At 52.8% G+C, this 10,894-nt stretch carries 9 protein-coding genes; 2 read left to right on the top strand and 7 right to left on the bottom strand.

Annotation, left to right across the window (positions count from 1 at the left end):
• A partial coding sequence (locus ACT3RQ_RS14975; RefSeq protein WP_444680806.1) for a hypothetical protein occupies positions 1-461 on the top strand: 461 nt, incomplete at its 5' end.
• A gap of 98 nt (positions 462-559) precedes the next feature.
• Here ACT3RQ_RS14975 and ACT3RQ_RS14970 read toward each other — a convergent pair.
• Positions 560-1,423, bottom strand: a complete 864-nt coding sequence (locus tag ACT3RQ_RS14970) for a DNA/RNA non-specific endonuclease (protein WP_444640899.1) — start codon at positions 1,421-1,423, stop codon at positions 560-562.
• Positions 1,424-1,504: 81 nt separating this feature from the next.
• Entirely contained in the window at positions 1,505-1,780 is a 276-nt protein-coding gene (locus ACT3RQ_RS14965; protein ID WP_172116086.1) for an Lrp/AsnC family transcriptional regulator, read from the bottom strand.
• 277 nt (positions 1,781-2,057) lie between these two features.
• On the opposite strand from ACT3RQ_RS14965, the gene ACT3RQ_RS14960 reads away from it, so the two are divergent.
• On the top strand, positions 2,058-2,372 hold the full coding sequence (locus ACT3RQ_RS14960) for a high-potential iron-sulfur protein (protein ID WP_193054993.1): 315 nt from the start codon (positions 2,058-2,060) through the stop codon (positions 2,370-2,372).
• A gap of 64 nt (positions 2,373-2,436) precedes the next feature.
• Here ACT3RQ_RS14960 and ACT3RQ_RS14955 read toward each other — a convergent pair whose 3' ends face one another.
• The 5 genes from ACT3RQ_RS14955 to ACT3RQ_RS14935 form a co-directional block, all read right to left on the bottom strand.
• Positions 2,437-3,999: a SpoVR family protein gene (locus ACT3RQ_RS14955; RefSeq protein ID WP_444680805.1), complete on the bottom strand. Its 1,563-nt coding sequence runs from the start codon at positions 3,997-3,999 to the stop codon at positions 2,437-2,439.
• Positions 4,000-4,024: 25 nt separating this feature from the next.
• Positions 4,025-5,314, bottom strand: a complete 1,290-nt coding sequence (locus ACT3RQ_RS14950) for a YeaH/YhbH family protein (RefSeq protein ID WP_444640904.1) — start codon at positions 5,312-5,314, stop codon at positions 4,025-4,027.
• 40 nt (positions 5,315-5,354) lie between these two features.
• The gene (locus ACT3RQ_RS14945) at positions 5,355-7,277 is read right to left on the bottom strand and encodes a PrkA family serine protein kinase (protein WP_444640906.1); all 1,923 of its coding nucleotides are present in this window, start codon (positions 7,275-7,277) and stop codon (positions 5,355-5,357) included.
• Between the two features lie 368 nt (positions 7,278-7,645).
• Positions 7,646-8,701 (bottom strand): threonine aldolase family protein, encoded by a 1,056-nt coding sequence (locus tag ACT3RQ_RS14940; protein ID WP_444640908.1) that lies wholly within the window; start codon positions 8,699-8,701, stop codon positions 7,646-7,648.
• Positions 8,702-8,845: 144 nt separating this feature from the next.
• Positions 8,846-10,867 (bottom strand): FAD-dependent oxidoreductase, encoded by a 2,022-nt coding sequence (locus tag ACT3RQ_RS14935; RefSeq protein ID WP_444680804.1) that lies wholly within the window; start codon positions 10,865-10,867, stop codon positions 8,846-8,848.
• Positions 10,868-10,894 lie beyond the last annotated feature (27 nt).

Below are 10,894 nucleotides of genomic sequence, written 5' to 3'. Positions count from 1 at the left end.
CTAATGGAGCCGTTGATTATACGTATGAAGCCGACGATCAAAATGAGCTCGTCTATTACAGCAATGCAATCATGTCTATGGCCGACCTACGCGAACAAGATGCACGGCAAAACTTCGCAGCCCCCTTCAAAGCCTCTGTGAACTGGGCAACGGGCTGGCTTAACGGCAATTTAATTACTGATACCAGTTTAAATTATCGCGGTAAATACGAGTATTTAACCGATTCCAGAGAAAGCTATACAGACAACGAGGGCAACACTTATGATATCTATGAGGACACTAACACGGGGTCTTTGATGACCGTTGATACAAATATTAAATATTATTTTTTAAACAAAAACATTCACAACGCCTCAGTTGATTTTAGAATTAAAAATATATTCGACAGGGTCACAGGTAATACCAGTAACTATCAGATTGGACGCTCTTTCTGGCTTGGCTTGAATTACGCCTTTAACTGATAACCTGCATAAGGCCCCTCAGCAAGGCGAGCATTTTATTGAACGAGAGCGCTACCCGCTAAAATATAATGCTCGCCGCCAATCGCTACACTGATGATTTACTGAAAACGCCCAGGTCGCCGTGCGACCTCCTCCAGTGCCCATCCTTGCGTACGCAACTCACCTTCCAGCACGGTTTCCATTTCGGGTGTCAGGTCCGGGAAAAAATTAAGCCCGGTACGCGCTTCTATGTCATTAATAGTGACCAGGTAATCATCTAACGGTTCGTTGCCGCGAACGTCCTGGGGCATGATGAACGCCAGCGCGAGCGGTGCCTCATCGTGCGGGGCAACAATAATCTTATAGAACGCCTCTGGCACTTCGACAAACCCCACCCGATTAAACACATTATCCATAAAATGTTCAGGGAATATCGGCCCGGTAATCACCTGTACGCGATCAAAACGCGGCGCAAAGTGATTGATCACCGACTCCTCCAACCGCTGCCACAGCTGACGATTTAGATTAGGCCGCTGCGGCGTCATGTTACTCATCAAAAACGTATCAACCTGGGCATCACGCCCGTGCACTGCGGCAATGGCATAGTTAGGTGCCATATGTCCCCGGTCATAGCCACTCCGGGCATAGCTGTCGGTTTTTACCGGCCAGAGGGTCCGCCAATCCGCTTGAAAACTGGGCCGTGAGCCAATCTGGGTCCCTTCCGGCACCGCCTCCAGCTGGTAACTCACCCACAGCGGGTTAACACGCACATCCGACCAGCCAACTAAATAGCCCTCATTGCGTAATACGCGGTGAAACGTGGTGGGATGAAAACTCTCCCACGTGGGAACGCCCATCCAGGTATACGCATCCTGATGCTGACGCTCCTGAAACTCCCATAACCCCGCTCCCGCGACCACAAACAGCAAAGCGACGCCCAGACGTCGCCCCTCTCGACGCCAGCGCCAAAACGATACCCCCACGTTCCCCTACTCCCCACACGCTAATTTTTATCGCCCGCTTATGACACGCGGCCATTGCGGTGGCCGGTGCCTATGTCCACATTACCAGCCTAGTGAAAACATGGTTTCAAGGTCGTGGCGTGAATGTACCTGCATGGCGTTAAGCGTTTCCGTATCGCTGATCCCCTCAACCTCGTTAAGGCGCTCGGTCACCAGCTCAGCCAGGCTTTCAAAATTCGGGGTACGCGCAATGGCTACCAGGTCATAACGCCCACAGGTGGAGTACACCTCACTAATGCCTTCTACGTCCGCTAAACGCTCTGCTACTGCTTTAACCTGGCCTTTTTCGGTATTAATTAAAATAACTGCGTTTTGCATAGCGCCCTCACTAAAAAAATGTAAGTGATACCGAGGCCTATCGTCATTTTACTCACACCGTCTACACCTGTTTAGTGGCGTAATACGCAAGAAAAACGTCAACAGCCGCCAAAGCGTGGAGTATAACAGGCCTGGTTAAATCCGCAGCCTGGGCACGAAATCTCTCTAAATCCTTGCCTTGAACGAAGAAGTCGCGCGCCACGCATCTATTCGTTAGCATGGGCGGATAACAACGCGATATTTAGGGTCAAATGAGAGTGACCTATAAGGAGAGACCATGGCTAATCAGAGCCGCCGTCATTTTATACGCACCAGTGTATGGGGACTGGCAACCCTCCCCTTGGGCATCGGTATTTTATCGAAAACGGCCTTTGCTCAATCGCTACCTCGCCTTGACCCTTCCGTACCGAGCGCCCAAGCGCTGAGCTATGTTGAAAAGGCGAGTGACGCCAGCGACCACCCTGCTTATACATCAGGTGAACGGTGCGACAACTGCATGTTCTATACCTCTGCTAATCAAGGCTGTCAGCTGTTTCCTGAAAATAGCGTTGAACCTGGTGGCTGGTGTCAATCCTGGGTGGCTCAGGGGTAAGGCTGCTAAAAATCCCTGCCAAACGCAGGGCTTTATACATTACTCACCGGTAAGCTGTGACCATTTACGGGTTGTCTTTACTTTCCTCCTCTATGGGCCAACGGTAGCGATGCGTCACCCGCCCTTCATCCATGGAAACCAGGCGTACGGGAAACCCCCAAAGCTCATGCAGATGCCGAATAACCGGGTAGACACTACGCCCAAGGGGGCGGCGACCGTCCTGTACGTGGTGCAGTGTTAATGAGCGATCGCCCCGGATATCAGCCTCAACCACTTGAATATTTGGTTCTTTCACCGATAGCGCGTACTGAGTAGAAAGCGCATCTCGCACCCGGCGATAGCCCTGTTCATTATGAATAGCCGCCACTTCGAGCGTTTCCGCCTGATCATCATCCACAATTAAAAACAACTTAAGGTCGCGCATTACCTTGGGCGACAGAAACTGCTGAATAAACGACTCATCCTTAAAGTTGCGCATAGCAAACTCAAGCGTACTGCGCCAAGGCGTGCCCGCAATATCAGCAAACCACTGATAATCCTCCTCGTTCGGTGCTTCGCATATCCGCTTGATGTCCATAAAGATGGCAAACCCCAACGCATACGGATTGATGCCGTTGAAGTAAGGACTATCAAAGTCAGGTTGATTAATGACAGCGGCGTGGGACTGCAAGAACTCAAGCATCAGACCTTCATCAACATCGCCTTCGTCATACAAGCGGTTCATCAACGTGTAATGCCAAAAGCATGCCCACCCTTCATTCATGACCTGAGTTTGGCGCTGGGGGTAAAAATACTGTGCCAGCTTACGCACAATACGCACTATTTCACGCTGCCAAGGGGCCAATAACGGGGCATTTTTTTCAATAAAATAGAGCAGGTTTTCCTGGGGCTCTGGCGGATAAATTCCGCCGCTGTGCAGGCCTAGCGGGTCGTTGTCGCTGTTAAGGCTACCAGGCAGCGAAGACGCATTGCCAGGCGGCTCAGGAATCGTACGCCACAGCATATTAACCTGCGTTTGCAGGTAGGCTTCCCGCTCATCCTGACGCTTGGCCTCCTCTTCAGCCGAGATCGGCGAAGGTCGTTTATAGCGGTCAACGCCGTAATTTTGCAGTGCGTGGCACGCATCCAACAGTTGCTCAACCGCATGGACGCCATGGCGCTCTTCGCATTTGGCAATGTAGTGACGTGCAAACACCAGATAATCAACGATCGATTCGGCATCGGTCCAGGTACGAAACAGATAATTGCCCTTGAAGAAGGAATTATGCCCATAGCAGGCATGCGCCATAACCAGCACCTGCATCATCAGGGTGTTTTCTTCCATCAAATAGGCAATACAAGGGTTGGAATTAATCACCAACTCGTACGCCAGGCCCATTTGGCCGCGTTTGTAAGCGTGCTCAACGGCCAGAAACTGCTTACCAAATGACCAGTGATGGTAGCCCACCGGCATTCCCACGCTGGCGTAGGCATCCATCATCTGCTCGGTGGTGATGACTTCCATTTGATTGGGGTACGTATCCAGGCGGTACTCATCAGCAAGTACTGCGAGCTTGTCGTTAAAGCGCTCCAGGACGCTAAAGCTCCAGTCAGAACCGGTCGCAATGGGCTTTTGGGATGCATTCATAGCGCACTCCTCAACACGCACGCGTTTAGCGCGCTTGGTTCAAGCGGCGTTTAAACAGCTCACGAAAAACAGGATAAATATCACTGGCTTCGACAATTTGGCGCATCGTAAAGCGTTCAGGAAAGTGCTCAGCAACGCTCTGATACTCATGCCAAAGCGACTGATGATCGTGAGGGGTGATTTCTACATACGCGTAGTACTGAAGTTGAGGCATCAGCTTTTTAATCAGCAAATTGCGACAGGTACTGGAATCATCGTCCCAATTGTCGCCATCCGATGCCTGGGCCACGTATAAATTCCACTGCTCGGCGGGATAGCGCTTTTGAACAATGCTATCCACCAGCGTGAGTGCGCTTGAGACAATGGTGCCGCCCGTTTCGCGGGAGTAAAAGAACTCCTCCTCACTCACTTCTTTTGCGGCAGTATGGTGGCGGACAAACACCAGCTCGACCTTTTCGTAGTGCTTCTCTAAAAAAAGGTAAAGCAGCAGAAAAAACCGCTTCGCAATGTCTTTATGGTTCTGGGTCATGGAGCCTGAAACATCCATGACACAGAACATTACCGCCTGGCTTGAGGGCTGAGGTTGCGCGGCCAACTGGTGATAACGCAAATCGTAGGTATCAATAAACGGCACTGCCTCGATGCGTTTCTTTAAACGCTCGATGTCAGCTTTCAGTTCAGCCACCCGTGCCGGATTACGTAGCACGCTGTCCTTGCGCTCTTCTGCCTCCAGCGCTTGCTCAGCTTCTTTTAGCGCTCGCTTGATCGGTGCTCGCATGGCAATACGGCGGGCGTAGGCCTCCCGCATGGAGCGCGTAATACTGATACGCGAGGGCACGCCATCCCGGGAAAGGCCTGCGCGCACCATTTTCACTTCTTCCAATGATTTAAGCGGCTTACGCTGCAGGTGCGGAAGCTCCAAACCATCGAAAACAAACTCTAAAAACTCCTCTCGGCTAAGCGTAAACGCAAACTCATCGTTACCTTCGCCTTGGTCAGAAGCGCTCCCTTCACCCGCACCGCCTCCGCCGCCTTGGCCACCGGGGCGGCGAATCCTGTCACCCTGTAAAAACTCTTTATTACCCGGCGAAACGATATTGCGCGCCCCGCCGGGGCCATGCTGAAACACCGGCTCGGAAATGTCCTTGGTGGGGATAGAGATGTTTTCACCACGCTCCATATCGGTAATGGAGCGGCGGTTAACCGCCTCTTCAACTGAGCGCTTGATATGCTGACGGTAGCGCTCCAAAAAGCGCTGTCGGTTAACCGCGCTCTTATGTTTAGCGTTAGGTCTTCGATCAATAAAGTAGGTCATACGACCTCCTTAACCCAAAGGGCCTTTGCAGTACCGGCGCTTACTGCGACTTACGCACGCGCAGGTACCACTCGGAAAGCAGGCGCACCTGCTTCTCGGTATAGCCGCGCTCCACCATCCGAGCGACGAAGTCCTCGTGTTTTTTCTGGTCCGACGTTGAGGCCTTGGCATTAAACGAGATGACCGGCAAAAGCTCTTCGGTATTAGCAAACATCTTGTGCTCAATAACCCCCTTAAGCTTCTCATACGACTGCCAGCTGGGGTTCATGCCGTTGTTCTGGGCGCGCGCTCGCAGCACAAAGTTCACCACTTCATGACGGAAGTCCTTGGGATTGGAAATGCCCGCTGGCTTCTCAATTTTTTCAAGCTCTTCATTAAGCGATTGGCGATTCAACTGCTCGCCGGTATCCGGGTCGCGGTACTCCTGGTCTTGAATCCAGAAATCGGCATAGGTCACATAGCGATCAAAAATATTCTGCCCATACTCACTGTAGGATTCGAGATAAGCCGTTTGGATCTCTTTGCCAATAAACTCCACATAGCGCGGCGCCAAAAATTCTTTAATAAAGCCCAGATAACGCTCAAATACTTCAGAGGGCAGTTGCTCACGCTCAAGCGCTTGCTCCAACACATACAGCAGGTGTACCGGGTTAGCAGCAACCTCGGTGCTGTCAAAGTTAAATACCTTGGAAAGAATCTTGAACGCAAAACGGGTGGAGAGGCCTTGCATACCTTCGTCCACACCTGCCGCATCGCGGTACTCTTGTATCGATTTGGCACGCGGGTCGGTATCTTTTAGATTTTCGCCATCGTACACGCGCATTTTGGAGTAGATACTGGAGTTCTCAGGCACTTTTAACCGAGACAGCACCGAGAATTGCGCCAGCATGCGCAGCGTATCGGGTGCGCAGGGTGCGGCATTGAGGGAAGAGTCTTCCAGTAGCTTTTGATAGATTTTGATCTCTTCAGACACTCGCAAGCAGTAAGGCACTTTGACGATATATACGCGGTCAAGAAAGGCCTCGTTGTTGCGATTATTGCGAAATGCCTGCCACTCGGATTCGTTGGAGTGCGCCAGGATAATGCCATCAAACGGAATGGCGCCCATTCCCTCCGTTGGGTTGTAATTCCCCTCTTGGGTGGCAGTCAACAGCGGATGCAGCACCTTGATCGGCGCCTTAAACATCTCAACGAATTCCATTAACCCTTGGTTAGCGCGGCAAAGCCCGCCCGAGAAGCTATAAGCATCCGGGTCATCCTGGGAGTAAAGCTCAAGCTGGCGGATATCGACTTTACCCACTAACGAGGAGATATCCTGGTTATTCTCGTCACCCGGTTCCGTTTTAGAGATTGCTATCTGGTGCAGCCGCGAAGGATAAAGGCGCACTACACGAAACTGGGAAATATCGCCGCCGTACTCTTTTAAACGCTTGGCGGCCCAAGGGGACATCACACTTTTCAGATAGCGCGGCGCAACCCCATACTCTTTTTCAAGCAGTTCACCATCCTCTTCAGGTGAAAACAACCCAAGCGGCGACTCATAAACGGGTGAGCCTTTAATGGCGTAAAACGGAATACGCTCCATTAGCAGTTTTAAGCGCTCCGCAAGTGATGATTTACCGCCACCCACCGGCCCCAGCAGATAGAGAATCTGCTTGCGCTCCTCAAGCCCCTGGGCGGCATGACGGAAGTAAGCCACTATCTGCTCAATGGCCTCCTCCATACCATGAAATTCAGTAAATACCGGGTAGCGGCGTATTACCTTATTGGAAAAAATACGCGATAAGCGCGGATCTTTTGCCGTATCAATCACAGCAGGCTCGCCGATGGCGTCCAGCATGCGCTCCGCGGCGCTGGCATAAACCGTTGGGTCACGACGACAAAGCGCCAGATACTCTTCCAAACTCATGTCTTCTTGCTGCACGCGGGCAAAACGGTCTTGAACGTGGTCAAAGATGCTCATGAAACCCTCCTATGGCCATCCCCAAGCAATCACCACCCGGATGAATATTTTATCGTGGTGAGCCGAACGAGGTGTCGCTCTATTAGCGTAGCCAGCATTAGCAAAATGTGATGACTAAAACTTCAACGCTAACAGGTGATACGCATAGGCATACGCCAGAAAATTCCCGCACTTCAAAGGCAGGATATTGATACAACAGGCTTTTAACCAAAAAGCACTTCATCAGAAACGTTTAACGATTCACTAATGATCAACATTGGCATAGCGGGCCAGGCGTCACGCCTTTTTATTGAGCGTCTACAAAAAACCGCCGCTGCGTGTGCAGCGGCGGTACAAAAAGCGATACGCCTGAAACCTCCTGAGTCTTGCTACCCAGAGTGCTGTTCAAGAGCGACGTTGACATCCGCGATCAGTAAATCCAGTAATTCAACGGTGGTATTCCAGGCACATACAAAGCGTGCCCCACCAGCGCCAATAAACGTATAGAAGGTCCACCCCTTGGCTTTTAGGGCGCTAATTGCATGGGCTGGCAACTCAACAAAGACGCTGTTTGCCTGAGCAGGAAACATCAACGACACGCCAGGCAGCGCTTGCAGCCCTTCCGTTAAATATTGTGCCATTGCGTTAGCATGTTGAGCATTGGTGAGCCACGCCCCGCTCTCCAAAAGGCCCAGCCACGGCGCTGATATATAGCGCATTTTGGATGCCAACTGACCTGCCTGCTTACAGCGATACGAAAAATCTTCTGCCAGCTCGCGATTAAAGAACAAAATCGCCTCGCCCATCGCCAAGCCATTTTTAGTCCCAGAAAAACACAGTGCATCAACGCCTACCTGCCAGGTCAGCTCGGCAGGCGTAGCATTCAAGCTGGCACAGGCATTGGCAAAGCGGGCGCCATCCATGTGTAGGCGCAAATCATGCTTATCGGCAATCGCGCGAATGGCCAGCAGTTCTTCACGGGTATATACCGTTCCTACTTCGGTCGCCTGGGTCAGCGAAACCACTTTAGGTTTTGGGTAGTGAATATCGCTACGCCGCGTCACCAGCGCCTCAATCCCCTCAGGGGTAAGCTTGCCATTCGCCCCTGGCGAGGTCAGCAGCTTGGCGCCATTGGAGAAGAACTCCGGGCCGCCGCACTCGTCAGTTTCAATATGCGCCAGCTCATGACAAATCACGCTATGGTAACTGCGCCCCATCGCAGAAAGCGCCAGTGAGTTAGCCGCAGTACCGTTAAAAACAAAAAACACTTCGCAGTCGTAATCAAACATTTGACGAAAGCGGTTCGCCGCACGCTCGGTCCAGTGGTCATTGCCATACGCCAGGTCATCAACCTGATTAGCGTCCAGTAGATACGCCATGGCTTCCGGGCAAATACCAGAAGTGTTATCGCTGGCTAAAAAACGGGGGGTACACTCCGACGTCATGACAATTATCCTTATACCTCATATTGTTACAGCGCCAGCTGGGTGCCACTAGCGCCTTTAACATCACGTTATGCTTAATAAGGTGATGGATCAGTCAGTCTATCGTCATTTATGGACGAGCGTCACCCGCCACTATCAACGCGGTTAAAGCTGGGCAGCCAAGCGCATTCCCTGATCAATAGCGCGCTTGGCGTCAAGCTCTGCCGCCTCATCGGCACCGCCAATGATATGAATCGGTTTACCGAGCGCTTCAAGCGGCGCCACTAAATCACGCACTGACTCCTGCCCCGCGCATACCACCACCGTATCCACACCCAGCACGCTGTCCTCGCCATCGCGGCGAATATGCAGCCCATCTTCATCAATTTTAAGATACTCGCAGCCCGTTAAGGTTGAAACACCGCGCGCCTTTAGCGAAGCCCGGTGTACCCAGCCAGTGGTTTTACCCAAGTACTTGCCAGGCTTAGAGGTTTTACGCTGTAGCATGACAATGTCACGTGAGACAGCGGGCGCCACAGGGGCTTTTAAACCGCCGCGTTCGCTAACGGCCAAGTCAACGCCCCACTCGTCGCACCAGGTATCAACATCAAGGGCCGGATGCTCTTCATGGGCCAAAAGCTCGGAAACGTCAAAACCAATACCGCCTGCCCCGATAACGGCAACCCGGCGACCTACCCGCTCGGGGGATTCAATGGCATCGGCATAGCTCAGCACACTGGGGTGTTCAGCGCCGGGCAGCGACAGCGTGCGCGGGCGTACGCCGCTGGCGATGATAATATCGTCAAACTCAGCCAGCGCTTCTGGAGTGGCACGGGTGTTCAAGCGGACCTCTACCGCGTACTTTTCCAGCATGACGCGGTAGTAGCGTAGGGTTTCGTTAAACTCCTCTTTGCCAGGAATCCGGCGCGCGTAATTAAACTGCCCGCCCAGCGTGTCACGCTGCTCAAACAGCACGACGTGATGGCCCCGGCTGGCGGCGGTAACGGCCGTGGCAAGCCCCGCTGGCCCACCGCCCACCACGGCCACGCGTTTAGGCGTGGTGGCGGGCTCAATCACAAGTTCGGTTTCATGGCAGGCGCGCGGGTTAACCAAACAAGAGGTTAGCTTGCCTGCAAAGGTGTGGTCCAGGCAGGCCTGGTTACAGGCAATACAGGTATTGATTTCATCGGCCTGCCCCGCTTCGGCTTTACGTACCCACTCCGGGTCTGCCAAAAACGGCCGCGCCATGGACACCATATCGGCGTGGCCTTCGGACAGCACCTGTTCGGCAATCTCTGGCATATTAATCCGGTTGGTGGTGATCAGCGGCACCGAAAGCGCTGCTTTTACTCGCCGGGTCACTTCGGTAAAGGCCGCACGTGGCACGCTGGTGACAATGGTGGGCACCCGCGCTTCATGCCAGCCAATTCCGGTATTAATGATATCGGCACCCGCGGCTTCCACCGCCTGGCCAAGCGTGACGATCTCTTGCCATGTGCTGCCGTCTTCCACCAGGTCAATCATCGACAGGCGAAAAATCACCACAAAGCGCTCGCCCACTGCCGCTCGAATGCGTTTAACAATTTCCAGCGGAAAGCGCATGCGATGCTCAAAACTACCGCCCCAGGCATCGCTGCGCTGGTTGGTCCGCTGGCAAATAAACTGATTAATCAGATAGCCTTCCGAACCCATTATTTCGACGCCGTCATAACCCGCCTCTTGCGCCAGAGACGCACAGCGCACGTAGTCGGCAATTTGCTGTTCAACGTCGTCACTACTTAGTTCACGGGGAGTAAATGGATTAATGGGTGCCTGAATTGCCGAGGGCGCCACCAATTCAGGCGAGTAGGCGTAGCGCCCCGCATGGAGAATCTGCATGCACAAATGCCCGCCTTCCGCGTGAACAGCCTCCACCACTTGGCGATGCTCTGCCAACTGGGTCTCATCGGTTAGCGCGTTGGCGCCCTGAAACACCGCACCTTCCGGGTTTGGCGCAATCCCCCCAGTGACGATTAAACTTACCCCGGCCCGTGCACGCTCAGCATAAAAAGCCGCCAACCTTGCAAACCCATTGGGCGTCTCTTCCAGGTTGGTATGCATGGAGCCCATTAAAATGCGGTTGGGCAGCGTTAGATGGCCAATCGTAATTGGCTGGAAAAGATGTGGGTAAGCGGGCGCACGGGTCATCACGGTTCTCCTTGGCGTTATTCAAAC

Origin of the sequence: Halomonas sp. AOP43-D1-4 (genome assembly GCF_052446175.1) — a bacterium.
In the GTDB taxonomy this organism is placed as follows: domain Bacteria; phylum Pseudomonadota; class Gammaproteobacteria; order Pseudomonadales; family Halomonadaceae; genus Vreelandella; species Vreelandella citrativorans.
This window is presented reverse-complemented; position numbering and strand designations above follow the sequence as displayed.